The sequence below is a fragment of the Pseudoalteromonas sp. A601 genome, from assembly GCF_002165575.1.
In the GTDB taxonomy this organism is placed as follows: domain Bacteria; phylum Pseudomonadota; class Gammaproteobacteria; order Enterobacterales; family Alteromonadaceae; genus Pseudoalteromonas.
Window position 1 is genome coordinate 35,478 of sequence record NZ_MXQF01000011.1, and the last position, 20,225, is coordinate 55,702.

The following is a 20,225-nucleotide window of genomic DNA, read 5'->3' on the forward strand; positions in this document are numbered from 1 at the left end:
ATAACGCTTTGTTGCAACTTTTTATAATGACGCAAACTTTATATAAAGGTGCGCGTGATGATTAATTTACCCAAGTGGGATCAAAGCTTAATAAACAAATACAATGTATCGGGACCGCGGTATACCTCCTACCCGACAGCTTTATCGTTTAATGAAGGCTACCAACAGAATGACCTTATTGATGCAGTAGAATCATCATCAACTAACAGCCTCTCTTTATATATTCACATTCCGTTCTGTAGTCAACTTTGCTATTACTGTGGCTGTAATAAAGTCATTACTCGCCATCAATCAAAGGCCGATCTTTACCTGGATTACTTAGAAAAAGAGATCATTGCACAGTCACAACTGTTTAATCACTATCAAGTTGAGCAACTGCATTTAGGGGGTGGTACACCCACTTTTTTAACTGCAGCTCAAATGGCACGCCTGATTGGCATACTTGAACTGCATTTTCAATTTAGTCCAGATGCAGAGCGCGGCATTGAAATTGATCCTCGATCGCTTGCTGATGGCATGCTTAATCATTTACGCTTTTTAGGCTTTAATCGGGTATCATTCGGGATTCAAGATTTTAACGATGAGGTACAACTTGCCGTTAATCGTCCTCAGTGTGCAGATGCAGTAAAAAGCTTGATCAGTGAAGCTCGTGAGCTTGGCTTCAACTCAATCAATGCAGATATGATTTATGGCTTGCCTTTACAAACACCACACAGCTTTAAAGAAACCATAGAGCAGCTTATTGCTCTAAGCCCAGATAGAGTCTCTGTATTTAATTATGCACACTTACCTGAGCGCTTTGCCGCACAACGTAAGATCAAAGATGCTGACCTACCTAGCGCCCACGACAAACTCACCATGTTCAAAAATACCCTTGAGCAAATGACTGAAGCGGGTTATCAGTTTATCGGTATGGATCACTTTGCAAAAGCTAATAATGAGCTGGCTGTGGCACAAAATGAGCAACAGTTACACCGTAATTTTCAAGGTTATACCACCCACGGGAACTGCGACTTATTAGGCTTAGGAGTATCGTCAATCTCACAAATTGGCACATATATTTTGCAAAACCAAAAAGTGTTAAAACACTACTACCATGCAATCGACAACAACTTGGGTAGTGCTATTTGTAAAGGCATGAAATTAAACCAAGATGATGTGATTCGTGCTGATGTAATCAAGCAGTTAATTTGTCACTTTGAGCTTGATATGCAACATGTAGCCACTAAATTCCAGCTAGATTTTCAGCGCTACTTTGCTGATTCGTTAACTGCGTTAGCACCACTGCAGGCTGACGGCTTAGTAAAAATAGAAAATGATATTATTCGTGTGACAGCACGAGGAAATTTATTTATTCGTATAATCTGTATGTGTTTTGACGCCCATCTACAAAAGCAAATAAACGCAACACGATTTTCTCGGGTAATTTAACAGAGGACTTAGCAGGTAATGAAAAAGCAGGCTAAGCCTGCTTTTTCTAATTGAATACTACATTTTCACTGCCGGGGGCAGCTTGAAATTCTTCAATAATTTTTTTGCAGTCTGCTTTTATTTGCTCTGCATGTTCTTCTTCCGCGCGCCAACGAGCTGTATCTTGCTTAAAAATCTCTTTTTTCGAGTATTTTTTGCGGGCTTCGTGGGTTGGCATTTCTTTTACCACTTCGTACATAGCAAAAATACCCGGATAACGAAGTGTTAAATCACCTTCATCGGCAAAACTATATTGCGACATCAGCACCCATATTCGTAAGCTTCCCTCAGAAAACTCACATTGCTCTTGCTCCATGGCGCGAGCAATTAAATGAATGCTATCAGCAAGCTTTGCATTACGCTCTAAGCGCGACTTAGCAAGCTTTTGTTGTTGCTTAGCTTGCTCCTTAGCGATTAGTTTATTTTGCGCTCTGAGCTTATACAGCAGCTGCCCTGCGTAGAATGCAAGACCAGCGATGATCACAGCGCCCACACACAGAGCTAAGATCATCATCGTCATTATTTATCATCCTCGTCGTCATCTAGCCACTCGTTGGCTAAATCATTCGACAAGTATTGATCAAAGTCGCTGCTACCTTGCTCTTCATACTCTTCGTCATCAAAGTCATCTTCTGGCTCATCTTCAATACCTAAGATCTCACACAGCACTTGGTGACGATCTATGCGGCTATTAAAGTACTTAGCATCTTTACCAGTTAACATCTCACCTTTTTCATGACGCTCAACTAATTTTAATAAACGCTCATCATTTTCTAAGGCTTCAAGCTCTTGCTCTGGTGATAGTTCTGGTTCAGTCACTTTTTTCAGCTCAACCTGAGGCTTTAGGTTACGTTTTAATTCAACCACTGGCTCAGGTGCTTTAGCAACTAAAGGCACTGGCTTTTTACTGCCTACACGCTTATCTTTATTTTGCGAGTTGCTACTTTTTGTTTCCGGCTGCAGTTCATCTACAGCATTACGAGAGCCCGGTTTTGCACCCTTATGCTTTTTAACGCGCTGCTCTTTTAAAGCACGCATTTCCTGAAGCTTATCTTTACTTAAACGAACAGGGCCGTTAGACGGTATTTTACGTGATTTTTTCTTTCTACTCATATCTTGATCATCTCACTTAAGAGGTTTTGAACAACACACATTATGGCGTTGCAGTGCTGGTCTTGCCAGAAGAATTCGGTTTGTGCGGAAATGAGGTTGGGTTACTCGACTACTAGCGCACTATTTCGCGTGCTATTGTAACAGGACAAATAAAAAGGCGGTAGAGAAAACATCTCTACCGCCTACTAATCTGAGCGCCATAAATCTGGACACTTCTCCCTTCGACTTTTTAGTCTTTATTATTTTTATTATTATTGCTGTTCCATTTTGTTATTGTTTTTATCTTCCGTGTACCATTCCATTTTTTTATTATTATCAAACTTCCATGAGTTTTTATTATTTTCGGTCTTCAATGACACTTTTTTAGTATTTCCTTTGTAGCATCAACTGATGCCAATCCCAATATGCCGCTAATTACTATCCCTATAGTTCTATCCATTTTGTTTTTATTGTTTTTTGCGACAGGGGTTAATTTACGCATTAATAATTTTGTTACAACTAATTTATATATTTTTTCTTACAGGATACAAGTAACAAAAAAACAAAAACAATAAATAACAACAACCTATAATTATAAAATAAATAAAAATAGGAATTTTCCTACACCACGACATGGGCAATGTCTTACAAGAGAGTGAGCTAAAGCGACGAATTTTAAACAAAAAAAAAGCAGCTTACGCTGCTTTTTTATTCAACTCTGTAATATAATACTAGCGATAAGGCTAATCTATACAACTTTAGTGTAAACCACCTAAGTACTTAGACAGTACTTCAATATCTTTATCTGTTAATTTCTTCGCTACATCTTGCATCATGCCGTTTAAGTCATTATTACGGCCACCATCGCGGAACTTTTCAAGTTGCGACTTGATATAACCTGGATGCTGGAAAGAAATCTTCGGGAACTTAGCTAAAGACGAACCATTACCGCGAGGGCCATGGCACGATGCACATGATGGAATACCACGCTCTGCATCACCGGCTTTAAATAACATCGCACCAACTTCTGCAACATCTTTAGGTGTTGCACCCTCAGACATATTAAGAGATGCAAAGTAAGCAGCTAAGTCTTTCATATCCTGATCGTTAAGCGGCATAGCCATGCCACTCATCACGGGATCCATACGACCTTCTTTGCCCCCAGAAGTCATACCTAGTTTGAATTCTGTAAGCTGTTTATAAATATAGTCTGCGTGTTGACCTGCAATCTTTGGGTAGATATTAACCGGCGCATTACCGTCTGGGCCGTGACAAGCCGCACACGTTGCTGATTTTTCTTTACCTGCGTTTACATCGCCATCAAATGCTGTTGCGTTGCTTGCTGACAACGCACCAAGCAATATAGTTAAAGATAGTGCTATTTTTTTCATGGTGAATTCTCTGTTTCCGACCCTGTATCATCTACAATATGGATGTTGCGATTTATATATTCTACACGATAATAAATTCTCTGGCACGTTTTCTACTCATATTAAACTTATAAATTATAGGGTTTTGACCTAGATTAAGCTTTGTTCATATGGTTTTAGTTTATTTAAGGTGCTTTAGTTGCCTTAAATACGCTTTTTAATGTGTTGGTAATAGTATAAAATACGCGCCCTGAGTAAACATGGTTTACTCTTTATTCATTATTATTGTACTTAGGAAAGCCCGTGCTTAAATCTCGTATCAAATACAACACTGCGTCGTTCGTTACCAGCGCTCCAGATATCACTAAATTACCTGATGATACGGGAATTGAAGTTGCATTTGCTGGTCGTTCTAATGCTGGTAAATCAAGTGCGCTAAATGCACTTACTGATCAAAAACTTGCCCGTACAAGTAAAACGCCTGGGCGAACACAGCTTATCAATACGTTTGAATTAGCAAACGTTGATAATATGCGTTTAATAGATTTACCGGGTTACGGTTTCGCTAAAGTGCCTATCGAAATGAAGAAGAAATGGCAAAAGTCGCTCGGTGAATACCTACAAAAACGTCAAAGCTTAAAAGGCATCGTGGTGTTAATGGATATCCGCCACCCCTTAAAAGACTTAGATTTAGACTTAATTAATTGGGCAATAGGCAGTGAGATCCCTGTTTTAGCACTATTAACTAAAGCCGATAAGCTCAAGCAAGGTGCACGCAAAGCACAAGTACTTCAAGTTCGTCGTGAGTTAAGCAGTTTGGAAGGTGATATTACCGTTCATGCGTTTTCATCACTTAAAGGAACGGGTTTACCTGAGCTGGCGAAAAAACTTGATGAATGGTACTTAGGACCAATCGTTGCAGTACCGCCTACAGAGCAAACGCCTGAATCAGACGCTTAATAGCTGTTATAAATAAAACCGCTGCGTTGCAGATTGAACAAAATAGCCTTGCTCATCAGCTTGAGCTATTTGTTCAGCCCACTGATAAAACACATTTCGTGCAACTCTGGCGCTACAACCATGAGGTAATTGTAAGTAAGGTATTGCTGTTCCTTGATAGTCTTGCATGTACAAAAACTGCTTTTTCGTTACTAACCACACCCGATCAATATTATCGATACAACACAGTACGTCGCCTTGTGCTGTTTGCTCATAACGCCAATTAACTATAACAAATGGTGCGTCAGCAACGGTGATCGCTATTTTCTCTACTGGCGTTTTTAAATAATACGTATCTTGTTCTTTGCATAATACTGACGCAAACAACTTAACCATAGCGATACGAGATATTTCACTACCTTGATAATGCCATTTGCCGTTGTTATCAATAACAATTGGCAACGTACCACACTCGGTAGGTTGCCACTGTTCAAAGGGTTTACTTGGCTGTGACAAACTCGCCGCCAGCTCAGAAACCGATAACATTACTTATCTTTGCTCAAAGTCAGCGAATAACTAACAGGCACAGCCGTCGCAATAGCTGATAATCCAGCTAATTTTTGTAATTGCGCAATACCACCTGTCACTGCAAAATCAGCTGCGTTAATAATAATAGGCGATACAGATGACACAGTTACGTCACCTTCTGGCGACATATTAGCAAGCACATCAGTGGTGATTTCTTTTGTTTGGCCATGAAAAGCAAGCTGTGCTTTTATACCTTTTAAAATATGCTGGCCTGGGATAATAGTCGTTAAGTGCTTGCTTAAATCTGCTGTTAACGTAGCCGCAGGAAACTTAACCGTTTCAAATAGTAACTTAGTCATTCGTTCATTGCGGATAGGGATCATTGTTTCAACAGATGACAAGTCAATATCGATTTTAAACATACCCTGCTCAGTTAGACTCCCTGACAACGCCTTAAAATGGTGCACTTCAGCAACACTGTTATTTTTAATCGAAACAAAGCTCACCTTGCTTTGCTCATTATTTAACTGCCAATCAGCAAACGCTACGTTACTTGCTAATAAACTTGCTAACGAAAAACCTAAAACAGCGATTGATTTAATCACGACGCAATCCTTTCAAAATGAAAATGAGATTCAATGGTATCACCTCAACTGTGAAGTGCAATAAATAGAAGTGGGCTCAAGTTAGGTTGTTTTATAAGATAACAGAAGAAAAAACGGCCCAACAAATAAATGCAGGGCCGGTATAGCAAACTGGGGAGAAGCTATCAATAAGTTGCACCCTTTCGAGTGCATCATCAACAGGATGTCCTACAGGATGAGGACGGCGCGGACTTTACCAAAATCAGCCCTAAAAATAAATTAAAAACCCTCTATTTTGGTTCGATTTAATGAACAAATAACGCTTGAACACATATTGTTCGATAAATTTACCTTTTAGTTACAATAAAAGCGCCCTCGGGCGCTTTTATCTTAATATAATGTATTAACCTAAGCTTTAGCGCACTAGTGCGCTTGCTCCCAGTTATCACCGCTGTCAGCTTCAACAATTAGCGGTACATCTAATTGAGCAGCCTGTGACATTAACTGGCAAATTTCTGCGGTATATTGCTTGGTACAATCTGCTTTGATCTCAAAGACTAATTCATCGTGTACTTGCATCAGTAATTTAACGGTATCAGGCGCTTGCTCAGCGACCCACTTATGCACTGTAAGCATGGCCTTTTTAATAATATCTGCCGCTGTTCCTTGCATTGGCGCATTGATAGCTGCACGTTCTGCACCTTTGCGGCGTGCGCCATTTCGCGCGTTGATCTCAGGCAGGTGTAAACGTCGCCCGAAAATAGTTTCAACGTAGCCGTTTTCTGCAGCTTTTTCGCGAGTTGATTCCATATAGTCTAAAACACCAGGAAAACGCTCAAAGTACTTATCAATATAATGTTGTGCTTCATGGCGTGGCACATCAAGTTGACGCGCTAAGCCAAATGCCGACATACCATAAATTAAACCAAAGTTAACTGCTTTAGCCTTACGGCGCATATCGGTGGTTACATCTTCTAACTCAACCCCAAAGACTTCTGCGGCTGTTGCACTGTGTACATCTAGGCCATTAGCAAAAGCATTTAGTAAGCCCTTATCTTGTGATAAATGCGCCATAATACGCAGTTCAATTTGGCTGTAATCGGCAGCAACAATTTTATAGCCATCTGCTGCGACAAATGCTTCACGAATGCGACGTCCTTCTTCTGAACGAATTGGGATATTCTGTAAGTTAGGATCGGTTGAACTTAAGCGTCCTGTTGCCGTTACCGCTTGATGATAAGAGGTATGCACACGGTTAGTTTGCTCATTAACCATTAATGGTAGCTTATCGGTGTAAGTAGATTTAAGTTTTGATAGTCCGCGATGTTCAATAATTACTTTTGGTAGCGGGTAATCATGAGCAAGCTCTTGCAGCACTTCTTCTGCAGTTGACGGTGCGCCTTTTGGCGTTTTTTTAATAATTGGTAGCTCAAGTTTTTCAAACAACAATACTTGCAACTGCTTGGGCGAGCTTAAATTGAATGGTTCGCCGGCAATCTCAAAGGCTTCTTTTTCAAGCTCAAGTAAACGCTCGCCTAAACGTTGGCTGTGCGCAGCCAGCATTTTACTGTCAATCGCAACACCGGTGCGTTCAATATCAGATATAACACTAACAAGCGGTAGTTCGATTTCTTCAAATACTGATTTTAACTTTTCATCAGCTTCAATTTTTGGCCATAATACTTGGTGTAAACGCAGCGTAATATCTGCATCTTCCGCGGCATATGGCGCGGCTTTATCCAGCTCAATTTGGTTAAAGGTTAATTGCTTTTTACCTTTACCGGCAATCTCTTCAAAGCTAATGTTCTTATGGCCTAAATATTTAAGTGCCAATGAATCCATATCATGGCGAGTCCCCACACTATTAAAGACATACGACTCAAGCATAGTGTCAAACTTAATACCCTTTAGCTCAAAACCCGCATTAGCTAATACGCTTTTATCATATTTAAGATTTTGCCCGACTTTGGCTTTATTTTTATCAGCCAAAATAGGACCAATCTTAGCCATTACCGTATCTAAGCTTAATTGCTCAGGGGCACCCGGATAATCATGAGCCACAGGTAAATAAACTGCTTCTCCGGCTTTTACCGCAAAGCTCATACCAACCAATTGCGCTTGCATGTAATCTAGACTGGTTGTTTCTGTATCAAAGGCAAATAATTGGGCTGCATTTAATTGCTCAACTAATGTGTCGAGTTGCTGCTCAGTTAAAATGGTTTCGTAGTGCGCATCATCCACTTTAGGTAATTCATTTGCTTCACTTGGCACTGCAAGATGCGTATCTGTATCTTTAGGGTTATCTAATAATTCGGCTAACCAACGGCGGAACTCACATTCACCATATAATGCAATTAACTCATCTTTATTTGGCTCTTGTAATTTAAATGTATCGAGATCGGATTCAACTTCAACATCACATTTTATAGTTGCCAATTCATAACTCAATGGTAAATGATCAATTGCGGCCGCTAGCTTTTCACCAATCTTACCTTTGATTTCACTGGCGTGATCTAGCACACCTTGTAATGATCCGTATTTTTGCAGCCACTTAACCGCAGTTTTTGGACCACAACCGTCTACGCCAGGGATGTTGTCTACTTTATCACCCATTAAGGCTAAGTAGTCGATAATAAGCTCTGGGCCAACACCAAACTTTTCAACCACAGTAACCGGATCTGAAATGCTATCGGTCATGGTATTGATCAAAGTAACATGCTCGTTTACTAGCTGAGCCATGTCTTTATCACCTGTCGATACTAATACATGACGCTTTTGCTCTGTAGCGATACGTGCGAAAGTCCCGATTACATCATCAGCTTCAACACCTTCAATACTGATCAGCGGAAATCCCATCGCTTTAATAATACTGTGTAATGGCGCTATTTGCGTACGCAGATCATCCGGCATAGGGGGACGATTAGCTTTATATTCGCTATACATATCATTTCTGAATGTTTTACCCTTGGCATCAAATACCACCACCATATGAGATGGATCATATTGTTTGATCAAGCTTTTGAGCATATTTACCACACCATAAATGGCACCCGTCGCCTCGCCCTTAGAGTTAGTTAAATGTGGTGGCGAATGATACGCACGAAATAAGTATGAAGAGCCATCAACTAAGATAAGTGGATTTTCGGGGATCTGAGCCATGATGTAATTGGATCCTAAATGAGATGAAACGAAATAATTATAAGCATGCCACAAGGACACGCATAAAACGACTTGAATTAGGTTATGTTTAAGGCTTTAAATAATAGCAAGCTGTGGATAACTTTGTAGATAACAAACACAGTCAATTCTTCCAAAGCAGCAAAAAGCACTTAGAAAAATTATAACCAGTTGATTTATATAAAAAGATAATACGACGTTCTTTTTTTATTTTTTTTAGGCCAATGTGGAAAAGCAATTTTTTTATTTACTTCCCTTGTACTTGTCTAATATATGGCCTTTTCGTGTAACCTAGCAAACGGTTATTTTTTACCCTTCTAAATAACCGGACGAGCATTCTACCATAATGGATCAAAGATCATAGTGATCCTTTATAATTTTTTCCTCTTTAGTGACTTTAAAAAAAGCATATACCGCGATTTCACTTTGCTACACTGGTATTTGGAATAAATTTATTTTTATAATTCGCTGATCTCTATTTTGACTCTGCTGCATGCTAGACTAATCGTATCAACTTCAAGGAGATCTTCATTATGAAAAAAATTGCTGTAATTTTAGCTGGTTGTGGTGTTTATGATGGTGCAGAAATAAACGAAGCAGTACTTACATTACTCCATATAGCCAAAGCCAATGCAAGCTATCAATGTTTTGCCCCAGACATAGAACAACTACATACAATTAATCACCTCACAGGCGAGCCAATCACGCCAAATCGAAATGTATTAGTCGAAGCCTCTCGTATCGCCCGTGGTGATATTAAACCAGTAACCGAGCTCAATGCAGATAACTTTGATGCACTGATCGTTCCTGGCGGCTTTGGTGCAGCAAAAAACTTGTGTAATTTTGCAATTAAAGGCGCTGAGGCACAAATGAATACTGAGGTAATGCAGGCTTGCAAACAGTTTGCTGACATGGCTAAACCTGCTGGTTATATGTGTATAGCACCAGCAATGATCCCACTGATCTATCAAGCAGGTGTAAAAACCACCATTGGTAATGATGCTGACACAGCATCAACTATTAACACCTTAGGCGCTAAACACATCAACTGCTCTGTGGATGAGATTGTTATTGATGAACAACATAAAGTAGTTACAACGCCTGCGTATATGCTTGCGCAATCTATATTAGATGCCGATGCAGGTATTGAAAAGCTTGTCAAAGCAGTCATTAAAATGTGTTAAGCCATTAGTGAACAATGAGAGAATTTTATAACGACATTTTTTGCGCTAACGCAAAAAATGTCGTTTTTTCAAAATAAAAACAGCTTGCAGCGTTTTATAAATTGCAGCTAAGCGTTATAATCGTTCTAAATTCCGTCATCTATCGTGATTGATCACGTTCAAATCGAAGTGAGCAAGGCAAAATGAAAAAACTATCAGCAGCATTATTATTGCTAGCAACCACCGCATACGCACAACCATATGATAACTCTATGACTGAAGATGCGATCAAAAAACGTATCGCACCTATCGGTGCCGTTTACTTTGAAGGCGATAAAGCAGCAGTTGCTGAAGTGCCAACAGGTCCTCGTTCTGGTGAACAAGTCTATCAAGCTGCATGTTTTGCATGCCATGGCACAGGTGCACTAGGCGCGCCAAAATCAGCTGAGGATTGGGCGCCTCGTTTAGCTAAGGGTGCTGAGACTCTGTTAAATCATGCAATTAACGGCTTTAATGCAATGCCCCCTAAAGGTACTTGTATGGATTGTTCTGATGATGAATTACAAGCTGCCATTGATTTCATGTCTAAAAAGTAATACTTAATTATTTATTTTAAATTCAAAAGGCTGGTTTTTACCAGCCTTTTTTGTTAGATAAACTATAAATATTAATATTTTATAATGAATTATTATTATCTTCTTCTAATACTATTATCTACTTGACGATTAACCTAAAAAATGAAAATATGAGTGTAATAATTATACAATAAAAACAGTCGGTTTAACGTCAGTGGAAGATAAAGCAGCTTTATTACAAAAACTAGAGCATAAGAATGCCCGTTTATCCGCTTTAGTTAAAAAGTACAAGCAATCACATCACCTACAAAATGCCCTGATACAGCTATCAGAGCAAGCAAGTACAGTTGCCGAACTAAACCTACTTTACCCTGCAATCCACAATATTTTGCAAGACTATGTACCAAGTAAAAGTTTTTACGTTGTATTATTAAATCAATTCACAAACACCTTAGAGCTATCCTATTTCGCCGATGAAAAAGACGGTATATCTATTCCTTTAAACCAAGATCATAACTTTAGCCAAGGTGTCACAGGTTATGTATTCAAGCAAGGTAAGACAATTTATTACCAAGGTAATGAGATGCAGAAAGCAGCTGACACAGGGCATTTTAAATTACTTGGCTCACCAGCGGAACATTGGGTAGGTGTACCTGTTTATCGAGAAAAACAAATAATCGGCGTTCTTGTAGCACAAAGTTACGATAAAAAACAAAGTTATTCAGAGCAACAAATAGAGCTGCTTGAAGTCATGTCTTTATACCTTGCAACAGCAATTGAGCGGGTTAAAAAACGTGAGTTATTAGAGTCTGAGGTAAAAATACGAACTCGCGCCCTGACACAAAGTAATGAAGCACTCAATCTTGAAGTTGAGCAACATAAAAAAACGTTAGAACGTCAGCATATTCTGTTTAAAATATCTGAACTTGCCACCCAGAGCAAACATATAGAAGAAGTCTATCAGCAAGTTCATGAGATAATAAAATCAATCACTTACGCTAAAAACTTGTACATTGCTCTGTATGACAAGAAATCAGGCTGGTTAAACTTTCCTTATTGTGTCGACGAATTTAACCCCAATACCCAGCCTCGTCCTTTTGCCAAAGGTTATAGCGAGCTAGTATTAAGTACTGAGAAAACGCAATTAATTGATTCAACCCGCGCTGAAAAGTTAATAAAAAGTGGTGTTGTTGAGCGCCCAGAGTTAGTACCAGAGCAGCAAATAGCAACCAGCTGGTTAGGAGCGCCACTAAAAACCTCACAAGGAGTTATTGGCTTAATTGTTTGCCAAGCTTATCAAAATAAGCATATTTTTAATCACGATGATTGTGAGTTAATTACCTTTGTTTCTCACCAAATTGCGAGCGTATTACAAACACATTTAGCAAGCCAAGCAATAAAACGCAGTAACCAAAGTCTTGAGCATCGCGTCGCTGAAAAAACCAAAGAGATTCGCCAAACCAATATGCATTTGCAGATGCAAATTGAAGAGCGGAAAAAAATTGAGCAGCATTTATATCACGATGCCCACCACGACTCGCTTACCGGTTTACCAAACCGCAGCTTATTTTTGACCCAGCTTGAAAAAACGTTACAGCACTATCAGCGCTACCCCGAGCAAGAGTTTGCGGTATTATTTATAGATTTAGATAAATTTAAAGACATTAACGATCAACTCGGTCATCAAGCGGGCGATCAATTTTTAATAGGGGTGGCTGAATCATTTTCGCAATGTATCCGTGAGCACGATTTATTAGCGCGTCTTGGAGGTGATGAATTTGTTATTTTATTAACTCACCTAACAGAGCGTCAGCAAGCCGAAGACGTTGCAAAGCGTATAACTAAGCTTATGAAAAAACCATTTTGCATGAAAGGTATTTGTGTGCAAAGTGGTGCCAGTGTGGGCATTACCTATTCAAAAACACATTACAAGCATACCGATGAAATTATTCGTGATGCAGATGCAGCCATGTATTACGCTAAAAATGCAGGTCGCAGTCGCTTTGAGTTTTTCCACCCGTTACTCAATGTTACTGCTAATAATCAGGAGTTTGAGGCTAGCCATCATCTCGATGCATTACCTATGCATTTTCGCAGCTCTGAAATCATTACCCTGAATGAGCAATTCCAATCAGAAGTGTTAATAGAAGCATTTGGTGAACATCCAGTACTTGGCAGCACCAGTTTTGATATTTTGAAAAAATTTGCTGCAGACAAAGCACAGCAACTCGATGTGGAACTGCAGCTGCTAGATCAAGCTTGCAAACAAGCGAAAGCGGCTGGTTTAGGCGTAGTATTATTGCCTTGTTCTGCATTATTGCTGGAAAAAATTGAATTTCAAGCTTTGTGCCTAACCTTACAAGGGCAAATAAATAAAAAACAGCTTTGCTTATTATTTAATGAACAAGAAATTAGATATGCTTCAGCCGTGCAGCTAAATAATCTGAAACAATTGAGTGCTCATGGCTATGCAATTGGCTTAAATGACTTTGCTAAAGACCGCTGCGAGTTAAACCTATTAACTGAGCTTAACTTTGACTACCTGCTGCTAAGCTCAACATTTAGTAAGCGCGTTTTACAACAACAAAGCTACGATTTGCAATTACAAGGTGTATTAGCAATCACTAAAATTAAACACATTAAAGTGATCGCAAAAGGCCCTTCAATTTTAAATTTTAGAGCCTTACTAGACACTCATGGCCTATCTTTGTTTGTTGGTAGGCAACATGCAATTAATATGCTGCCCACTGCAGACTCAGCTCTTGATAGCAGCGAGCAACAACTAAATTAGTTAACCTGAAATCTGCTTAGTTAGGCTTTTTCAACATAGCACGCAGGTTTGCAACGCGTGCTTGACCCTTTTCCATTCGCTCTGCTTGAGTATTAGGCGCCTTTTTATTCTCAAACGCTAAATCATCTTGTGGCAACTCTTGCACAAAGCGACTCAACTCCGTTTGTGACGTTTCACCAAATTGACGGCGGATTTTCGCATAAGTCATGGTCAGTTCTTGTTGTGCACGGGTTATCCCCACATACGCTAAGCGACGCTCTTCATCGACATTTTCTTCATCAATACTGACTTGGTGCGGCAGTAACCCCTCTTCCATTCCCACCATAAACACGTACGGATATTCCAACCCTTTTGAAGCATGAAGTGTTAGCAATTGTACCGCATCGCTTTCATCTTCTTCTTCATTACGTTCAAGCATATCGCGCAGCGTTAGTTTGCTTACCACTTCGGCCAGTGTCATAGGTGGATTATCTGCATCCCCCGTTAACATATCGGTGATCCAACGGTATAACTCTGACACATTTTTCATCCGCATTTCTGCAGCTTTGGCACTTGGTGATGACTCGTATAAATAAGCTTCGTAGTTAATTTGTCTGATCAAGTCTTTTACCGCTTCGAGCGTATCGCCCCGTACAGCGTTATCAGACAACTCAACCACCCAGCGGGCAAATCCGGCTAACGAATTTAAGCCACGCCCTTTCAATCGATAACTAAGATCGTTATCAAAACAGGTAGCAAATAAACTCGCGTGTTTTTCATTCGCTAATGTCCCCAGCTTTTCAAGCGTGACTGTGCCAATTTCGCGACGCGGCGTATTCACAATACGTAGAAATGCATTATCGTCATCTTGGTTCACGAGCAAGCGTAGATACGCCATGATATCTTTAATTTCAGAACGAGAGAAAAACGACATTCCACCACTAATTTTATACGGAATGCGGTTGCTCATTAATGATTTTTCAAACCCACGGGCTTGGTGGTTCCCTCGATACAAAATAGCGTAGTCTTTATAGCTGGTGCGCTTCATAAACTTATGCGAAATAATTTCAGCTACCACTCGCTCAGATTCATGCTCTTCATCACGACAGCCAATTACTTTTATTGGCTCACCATAACCCAGCTCACTAAATAGTTTTTTATCAAACTCATGAGGGTTATTAGCAATCAAAATATTCGCGGCTTTAAGAATTCGCCCTGCACTACGATAGTTTTGTTCAAGCTTAATAAGCCTAAGCCCTGGGAAGTCTTTACTTAACAATACAAGGTTTTGAGGGCGTGCACCGCGCCATGAATAAATCGATTGATCGTCATCACCTACCACAGTAAAGCGGGCACGCTCACCCACTAGCAACTTAACCAGTTGATATTGGCTGGTATTGGTATCTTGATACTCATCCACCAGCAAATAGCGAAAACGTTGCTGCCAGCGCTCTCGAGATGTGGCATTAGTGCTTAATAACAATGTTGGGATCATGATCAGATCGTCAAAGTCTAATGCATTATAAGCACGCAATTGCGTTTGATAGCGCGCATAAAGCTGGGCAAACAATGCTTTTTGCGGTTCGCGAGCTTCGCGAATAGCTTGCTCTGGTAAAATGAGTTCATTCTTCCAGCTGCCGATTTGCATCTTCAATAAGTTAAGTAAATCTTTATCTTTTTTCAGTTCGTCTTCGGTTAAGTCACCGAGTAATTGATTGGTGTCTTGATCGTCAAATAATGAAAAACCCGGTTTAAACCCTAACGTTTTTAACTCTTTTTTAATGATCTCAAGGCCCAAGGTATGAAAGGTAGACACCCATAGTCCTTTTGATTCTTGCTTGCCGAGCGTTTGCATCACCCGTTCGCGCATTTCTTTAGCTGCTTTATTGGTAAAAGTAACTGCGGCGATATTGCGCGCTTGATACTCACACTTTTGCACCAAGTAAGCGATTTTATTAGTGATTACTCGCGTTTTACCAGAGCCCGCCCCTGCCAACACTAGGCATGCACCACTAATATATTTTACCGCTTCATCTTGTTTAGGATTGAGTTTCATAACGACCAAAGAGATTACATTAAAGACGGGCAATTTTAGCGTAATCACTACAATACGCCTAGCCAATAAGGTAAGATTAGTTATTATCATTTTACGCGACACCGAGGGATAGACATGATCAACCCAGCAAAAATTGAAGAAATCGCCAAGCAAATCTCAAGCAATATGCCACAAGGTGTAAAAAACCTCGCGGATACTTTTGAAGTAAAAACCAAGCAGGCTATTCAAAATAAACTAGCTGAAATGGACTTTGTCAGCCGTGAAGAGTTTGATGTACAAAGCCAAGTGCTTATCCGTACGCGTGAAAAGTTAACCGATCTTGAAGCGAAAGTTGCCTTATTAGAGCAGCAATTAGCTAATAAAGATGACGCTTAATTAACTTATCAAGCTCACTTTAAAGGCAGCATTCGCTGCCTTTTTTAATACCTGTAAAAAACTTATACTTGATATATAGGCAAAATAATATACGCTATATATACAAAGCATATATACATTACATATTGGCAGATTTATGGGCATTGTAAAAATTAGCGACGAACTGCACGAAGAAATTCGTAAAGCCAGCAGCACTATGGTTCGTTCAATCAATTCACAATCTGAATTCTGGATAAAAATAGGCATGCTTGCTGAGCTTAACCCCACTATGACTTACGCTGAAATTTTAAAACAACAATTGGCGCAAGCTGATGTCACTACGAAGGAATTTCAACATGAGTGATATCGTCATCAAAACCCCCGAACAAATTGCTTTAATGCGTGAATCTGGCCGTTTACTTGCTCAAGTGTTTACCTATTTAGATGAGCATGTACAAGTCGGTATTACCACTATGCAAATTAATGATTTAGTTGAGCGCTATATTATTGATGAGCTTACTGCGCGTCCTGCAAGTAAGGGACAATACGATTACCCATATGTATTAAACAGCTCTGTTAACGAGGTTGTTTGTCATGGCTTCCCCGATACTAAACGCGTTTTAAAGTCAGGTGACATTGTTAATATTGATATCACCCTGGAGAAAAATGGTTATATTGCTGACTCAAGTAAAATGTACATGCTTGGCGATGTCTCACCATTGGCTAAGCGTTTGGTTGATAAAACCTACCAAGCCATGTGGCAAGGCATCAAGCTCGTAAAACCGGGAGTGAGGTTAGGCGATATTGGCAACGCCATAGCAAACTTTGCTCATGGTAATGGTTATAGCGTAGTTAAAGAGTACTGCGGACATGGCATTGGTGAACAAATGCATGAAGAGCCACAAGTACTCCATTATGGTAAACGCAATACAGGGGTAGAACTCAAAGAAGGAATGACGTTCACCATCGAGCCGATGATCAATCAAGGTGCAGCAAAGATAAAAACCAAGCCTGATGGATGGACGGTAGTTACGCGTGACAAAAAACTATCGGCACAGTGGGAGCACACTATTGCTGTGACTGCTGATGGTTATGAAGTACTCACTTTACGCGCAGAAGAAAGCGCGTAAAGTCATAGCTAAAATAGCCTTATTTAATATTGCGCTCAAACACTCTTTTCGCTGCGCTTTTATAAGTATCAGCCACTTCATCGGCACAGGTCACTACTGATTCAAGATCGGTTAAGTGGCCGTTTGCTAAACCATATACCCAACCATGAATGGTGAGTTCTTGGCCACGCTGCCATGCTTCTTGAACTATGTTGGTGCGACAAACATTACGTACTTGTTCAATAACATTGAGCTCAATTAAACAGTTTAAGTGCTCTTGCTCTGGCATTTCGCTTATATTGGTAATGTATTTTTCTTTTACATCGCCAACATGACGTAGCCAATTATCAATCAAACCAAACTTAGCATCATTAAGCACCGCCTGAACGCCACCACAACCATAGTGACCTACCACCATAATGTGCTTCACTTTTAACACTTCAACGGCGTACTGCATTACTGAAAGGCAGTTATGATCGGTATGTACAACAACATTAGCTACATTACGGTGGACAAATAACTCTCCTGGCATTAAATCTACAATTTCGTTCGCTGGAACGCGTGAATCTGAGCAACCGATCCATAAGTATTCTGGGTTTTGCTGCATTGATAAAATTTTAAAAAATTCAGGATCATCTTTGCAAGTGCGTTCTGCCCAGCGTTTATTATTTTCGAATAAATTCTTTAACTTTCTCATTGCATCTCTTATCTATTTATAACGGTAAATTTGCTTGGATCAAGATATTGCGAGGCGTTAATTGCTTTTCACAAAATGTTTTCACAGTGACTTGATAACCTTGTTGTTGCAAATATAAAGCACGATCGAGCACAAGCCAAACTTCTATTGCTCTTCTGAACACATGTCGAACCAGTTCAATACGCTCTGTGACCTTTTTGCGCATTTTCCCCTTTAATAAAAAATAATCATAATCAATATCTTGCGGTATTTCTAATGACTTTTTTTCAGCTGCCCATGCGCAAAAAGCTTTAAATGAACCTGAGAACATAGCCTTGTTTACAGACGGTACACTGACATAATTAGTAGAGTCGGTAATTGCTTTGCGCATCGCATCAAAACCAAGCCGCCACTCAACTTCAGTTTTACGCACTTTTGCAACTCTTGAAGGTGCGGTGACGGTTTCTTGTAAAGCTAGTTTTAAGTCTCGATGACGCAACATTAATTCACTTTGCTTTGCAACCTCACTCATCGCTAGATAAGCATCTTCAGTAAAAAGGTGATAACAACACGGGGACAAGCTGATCTGTTGAGTTTTCGCAAAGCATGCTTCACGTATAAAGCTTTGATGTAGTGCGCCACAGGCATGTAAAGCAACCGCATGCTGTTGCTCTCTAAAGTGGTTTGATACGTCATCTTTTAACACATCAGCCTGGCTAAAGTGCATCGCAAGCCCCTGCTGCTGCGCACTATGCTGACCTTGATCGCATAAATGTTGTTGTAGCTCGATACTGTGTACATTCGGCGCTTGATTAAATGCCAGCATCCGCCCTAAGTGACCTTTACCTGCGCACCATTCAAGTACAGGCTTGGTTTGCACACCCAAAGCCGCAACAAAATCTTGGAGCTGTTCAAACTTGCGCCCTTTAATACCATTGCTGATCCAAAAAGGATAATCTGTGCGCATAATTTGCGCTGTTGATATCGCACACAAATCAGCAAGCTTTTCTAATTCATTAATTGATGGACTAAAAAAGGTATAAAGTGCATCTTGATCACTATCCAGCTCAGCAACTTGTTGATCGGTTAATGCTTCAAGAATCGGCGCAAGCTCTGGCCAAGGAAGTTCATCGTAATCAAATGCGGTGCATTGCCAAAATTGGCGAGTCGATAATAAGAGAGTATCTAGGGCTGTAAACTGCTCAGCAAGGGTCATAAAATTTTTAACGATGAAAAGTATTTGCCTTATTATACGCTTTTTTTCAGCATCAAGCGTAGGTAAAGCGGGATAGATAACACACTAATAATAATAGCCGCTATCAACATCCACGACAGCCGTAGCTTTTTAGGTTTCTCATATTGGTAAATAAAGCCATTTTTCACTTCATCAAAACGATCCTGCTCTATATTGTATAAATCAGCTATTAATCGCCATTTAGCCATCGACATAGCCCCTAATTTAGAACCGGGCGGAGAGATATAATCAATTAACACTTCGGCTTCGTAGCTGAGCTCTTGATGACTTTTATCGTTCGCATAATACTGTGCAGTAACCGCAATTGATTCATCTAAGTTCATCATTGCGTAACGCCAGCCTTTTAAGCTTGCTTGATAAAAGTTTTCAACCGTTTTAGGGTTCTGCACTAGCATGCTTTGTGTAGTGTAGAGAATATCGCTATAAACGTTAATGCCGTACCTTTGTGGGCAAATTAAACGATGCTCAATCCCCTGCTGCCGCATAATAAAGGGTTCATTAGTAATATAAACCTGCATCGCATCTAATTGATCATTCAACCATTGATCTGTTTTTCCATTACTTAAATAGGCTGGCAATAACAGGGGATCAACGCCACTACGTTCAAGCATAACCAATAACTCTGCATTTTCTTTGCGACTAATAGAGCTAATGCGTTTATTGAAAAAGTCTCGAGGATGAAAAATATCGGAGCTTTTTTTTACCATCCAACAATAAGGAGAGAATTGTAAAATAGCAGCCATTGCCACCAAGGGCTGACCATCAATACGATGTTGTAAAATACCCGAGTGGCCCACGCCAAAGTTTGCTTGGCCCGCGAGTACTTTACTAAAGGTGTCTGGCTCACTTACATCTGCGGCTGTTATCGTTACATTGAGCCCAACATCTTTATAAAAGCCTTTTTGTTGAGCCATATAATAGCCAGCAAACTGAAACTGATGTGACCATTTAAGCTGTAAGGTGACATGCTTTGTCTCAGCCCGCGCTATGTTGCAATGTAATATACCAACTAGGCTAATTGCTGTTATAAACCCTTTAAGTAGCAATATAAACACCTGAGGGTAATTAGTCATTACTAATAACTATAGATAAAATTATTAATAAGGC

18 protein-coding genes are annotated in these 20,225 nt (G+C 39.9%); 8 read left to right on the top strand and 10 right to left on the bottom strand.

The features are described from left to right. Nucleotides 1-57: 57 nt before the first annotated feature. On the top strand, nucleotides 58-1,431 hold the full coding sequence (gene hemN, locus B5G52_RS10860; protein ID WP_087532668.1) for an oxygen-independent coproporphyrinogen III oxidase: 1,374 nt from the start codon (nucleotides 58-60) through the stop codon (nucleotides 1,429-1,431). A gap of 46 nt (nucleotides 1,432-1,477) precedes the next feature. Here hemN and B5G52_RS10865 read toward each other — a convergent pair whose 3' ends face one another. From B5G52_RS10865 to B5G52_RS10875, 3 genes are all read right to left on the bottom strand, one after another. Then, the gene (locus B5G52_RS10865) at nucleotides 1,478-1,993 is read right to left on the bottom strand and encodes a DUF2489 domain-containing protein (RefSeq protein ID WP_087532669.1); all 516 of its coding nucleotides are present in this window, start codon (nucleotides 1,991-1,993) and stop codon (nucleotides 1,478-1,480) included. Beyond that, complete coding sequence (gene yihI, locus B5G52_RS10870) at nucleotides 1,990-2,583, bottom strand: Der GTPase-activating protein YihI (protein WP_087532670.1); 594 nt, start codon at nucleotides 2,581-2,583, stop codon at nucleotides 1,990-1,992. The genes B5G52_RS10865 and yihI overlap by 4 nt, the downstream gene beginning before the upstream one ends. Nucleotides 2,584-3,320: 737 nt before the next feature. Further along, a complete protein-coding gene (locus tag B5G52_RS10875; protein ID WP_087532671.1) occupies nucleotides 3,321-3,953 on the bottom strand; it encodes a cytochrome c in 633 nt (210 codons plus the stop codon). Between the two features lie 282 nt (nucleotides 3,954-4,235). Between B5G52_RS10875 and yihA the strand changes: the two genes are divergently transcribed. Continuing rightward, nucleotides 4,236-4,892, top strand: a complete 657-nt coding sequence (yihA, locus tag B5G52_RS10880) for a ribosome biogenesis GTP-binding protein YihA/YsxC (protein WP_087532672.1) — start codon at nucleotides 4,236-4,238, stop codon at nucleotides 4,890-4,892. A 6-nt stretch (nucleotides 4,893-4,898) separates the two neighbouring features. Here yihA and B5G52_RS10885 read toward each other — a convergent pair whose 3' ends face one another. The 3 genes from B5G52_RS10885 to polA form a co-directional block, all read right to left on the bottom strand. Next, complete coding sequence (locus B5G52_RS10885) at nucleotides 4,899-5,417, bottom strand: DUF1285 domain-containing protein (protein WP_087532673.1); 519 nt, start codon at nucleotides 5,415-5,417, stop codon at nucleotides 4,899-4,901. After that, complete coding sequence (locus B5G52_RS10890) at nucleotides 5,417-6,004, bottom strand: YceI family protein (protein WP_087532674.1); 588 nt, start codon at nucleotides 6,002-6,004, stop codon at nucleotides 5,417-5,419. Before B5G52_RS10890 ends, B5G52_RS10885 begins: the two co-directional genes overlap by 1 nt. Nucleotides 6,005-6,406: 402 nt before the next feature. Further along, on the bottom strand, nucleotides 6,407-9,142 hold the full coding sequence (gene polA / locus B5G52_RS10895) for a DNA polymerase I (RefSeq protein ID WP_087532675.1): 2,736 nt from the start codon (nucleotides 9,140-9,142) through the stop codon (nucleotides 6,407-6,409). 551 nt (nucleotides 9,143-9,693) lie between these two features. On the opposite strand from polA, the gene elbB reads away from it, so the two are divergent. The 3 genes from elbB to B5G52_RS10910 all read left to right on the top strand — a co-directional run bounded on the left by elbB (nucleotide 9,694) and on the right by B5G52_RS10910 (nucleotide 13,689). Continuing rightward, the gene (gene elbB, locus B5G52_RS10900; protein WP_087532676.1) at nucleotides 9,694-10,344 is read left to right on the top strand and encodes an isoprenoid biosynthesis glyoxalase ElbB; all 651 of its coding nucleotides are present in this window, start codon (nucleotides 9,694-9,696) and stop codon (nucleotides 10,342-10,344) included. A gap of 182 nt (nucleotides 10,345-10,526) precedes the next feature. Next, nucleotides 10,527-10,919 carry a cytochrome c5 family protein gene (locus B5G52_RS10905; RefSeq protein ID WP_087532677.1) on the top strand — a complete coding sequence of 131 codons (393 nt, stop codon included), beginning with the start codon at nucleotides 10,527-10,529 and terminating at the stop codon, nucleotides 10,917-10,919. Between the two features lie 193 nt (nucleotides 10,920-11,112). Next, nucleotides 11,113-13,689: a diguanylate cyclase gene (locus B5G52_RS10910; RefSeq protein ID WP_087532678.1), complete on the top strand. Its 2,577-nt coding sequence runs from the start codon at nucleotides 11,113-11,115 to the stop codon at nucleotides 13,687-13,689. 16 nt (nucleotides 13,690-13,705) lie between these two features. Here B5G52_RS10910 and rep read toward each other — a convergent pair whose 3' ends face one another. Continuing rightward, entirely contained in the window at nucleotides 13,706-15,724 is a 2,019-nt protein-coding gene (gene rep, locus B5G52_RS10915; protein WP_087532791.1) for a DNA helicase Rep, read from the bottom strand. Nucleotides 15,725-15,838: 114 nt separating this feature from the next. Between rep and B5G52_RS10920 the strand changes: the two genes are divergently transcribed. The 3 genes from B5G52_RS10920 to map all read left to right on the top strand — a co-directional run bounded on the left by B5G52_RS10920 (nucleotide 15,839) and on the right by map (nucleotide 17,208). After that, nucleotides 15,839-16,099 carry an accessory factor UbiK family protein gene (locus tag B5G52_RS10920; RefSeq protein ID WP_087532679.1) on the top strand — a complete coding sequence of 87 codons (261 nt, stop codon included), beginning with the start codon at nucleotides 15,839-15,841 and terminating at the stop codon, nucleotides 16,097-16,099. Between the two features lie 136 nt (nucleotides 16,100-16,235). Then, a complete protein-coding gene (locus tag B5G52_RS10925; protein ID WP_087532680.1) occupies nucleotides 16,236-16,442 on the top strand; it encodes a ParD-like family protein in 207 nt (68 codons plus the stop codon). Next, nucleotides 16,435-17,208 carry a type I methionyl aminopeptidase gene (map, locus tag B5G52_RS10930; RefSeq protein WP_087532681.1) on the top strand — a complete coding sequence of 258 codons (774 nt, stop codon included), beginning with the start codon at nucleotides 16,435-16,437 and terminating at the stop codon, nucleotides 17,206-17,208. The genes B5G52_RS10925 and map overlap by 8 nt, the downstream gene beginning before the upstream one ends. Nucleotides 17,209-17,227: 19 nt before the next feature. On the opposite strand, the gene can is transcribed toward map, so the two are convergent. The 3 genes from can to B5G52_RS10945 are packed head-to-tail and all read right to left on the bottom strand — an operon-like array spanning nucleotide 17,228 to nucleotide 20,191. Then, nucleotides 17,228-17,884 carry a carbonate dehydratase gene (gene can / locus B5G52_RS10935; protein WP_087532682.1) on the bottom strand — a complete coding sequence of 219 codons (657 nt, stop codon included), beginning with the start codon at nucleotides 17,882-17,884 and terminating at the stop codon, nucleotides 17,228-17,230. A gap of 16 nt (nucleotides 17,885-17,900) precedes the next feature. Further along, nucleotides 17,901-19,079: a methyltransferase gene (locus tag B5G52_RS10940; protein ID WP_087532683.1), complete on the bottom strand. Its 1,179-nt coding sequence runs from the start codon at nucleotides 19,077-19,079 to the stop codon at nucleotides 17,901-17,903. A 32-nt stretch (nucleotides 19,080-19,111) separates the two neighbouring features. Further along, nucleotides 19,112-20,191, bottom strand: coding sequence for an ABC transporter substrate-binding protein (locus B5G52_RS10945; protein WP_087532684.1), 1,080 nt, complete (start codon nucleotides 20,189-20,191; stop codon nucleotides 19,112-19,114). Between the last annotated feature and the right edge of the window lie 34 nt (nucleotides 20,192-20,225).

Coding starts and splice junctions, on each gene's coding strand:
- hemN (WP_087532668.1), top strand. CDS start 58: ATGATTAATTTACCCAAGTGGGATCAAAGCTTAATAAACAAATACAAT.
- yihI (WP_087532670.1), bottom strand. CDS start 2,583: ATGAGTAGAAAGAAAAAATCACGTAAAATACCGTCTAACGGCCCTGTT.
- B5G52_RS10875 (WP_087532671.1), bottom strand. CDS start 3,953: ATGAAAAAAATAGCACTATCTTTAACTATATTGCTTGGTGCGTTGTCA.
- B5G52_RS10885 (WP_087532673.1), bottom strand. CDS start 5,417: ATGTTATCGGTTTCTGAGCTGGCGGCGAGTTTGTCACAGCCAAGTAAA.
- polA (WP_087532675.1), bottom strand. CDS start 9,142: ATGGCTCAGATCCCCGAAAATCCACTTATCTTAGTTGATGGCTCTTCA.
- elbB (WP_087532676.1), top strand. CDS start 9,694: ATGAAAAAAATTGCTGTAATTTTAGCTGGTTGTGGTGTTTATGATGGT.
- B5G52_RS10905 (WP_087532677.1), top strand. CDS start 10,527: ATGAAAAAACTATCAGCAGCATTATTATTGCTAGCAACCACCGCATAC.
- rep (WP_087532791.1), bottom strand. CDS start 15,724: ATGAAACTCAATCCTAAACAAGATGAAGCGGTAAAATATATTAGTGGT.
- B5G52_RS10920 (WP_087532679.1), top strand. CDS start 15,839: ATGATCAACCCAGCAAAAATTGAAGAAATCGCCAAGCAAATCTCAAGC.
- B5G52_RS10925 (WP_087532680.1), top strand. CDS start 16,236: ATGGGCATTGTAAAAATTAGCGACGAACTGCACGAAGAAATTCGTAAA.
- map (WP_087532681.1), top strand. CDS start 16,435: ATGAGTGATATCGTCATCAAAACCCCCGAACAAATTGCTTTAATGCGT.
- can (WP_087532682.1), bottom strand. CDS start 17,884: ATGAGAAAGTTAAAGAATTTATTCGAAAATAATAAACGCTGGGCAGAA.
- B5G52_RS10940 (WP_087532683.1), bottom strand. CDS start 19,079: ATGACCCTTGCTGAGCAGTTTACAGCCCTAGATACTCTCTTATTATCG.
- B5G52_RS10945 (WP_087532684.1), bottom strand. CDS start 20,191: ATGACTAATTACCCTCAGGTGTTTATATTGCTACTTAAAGGGTTTATA.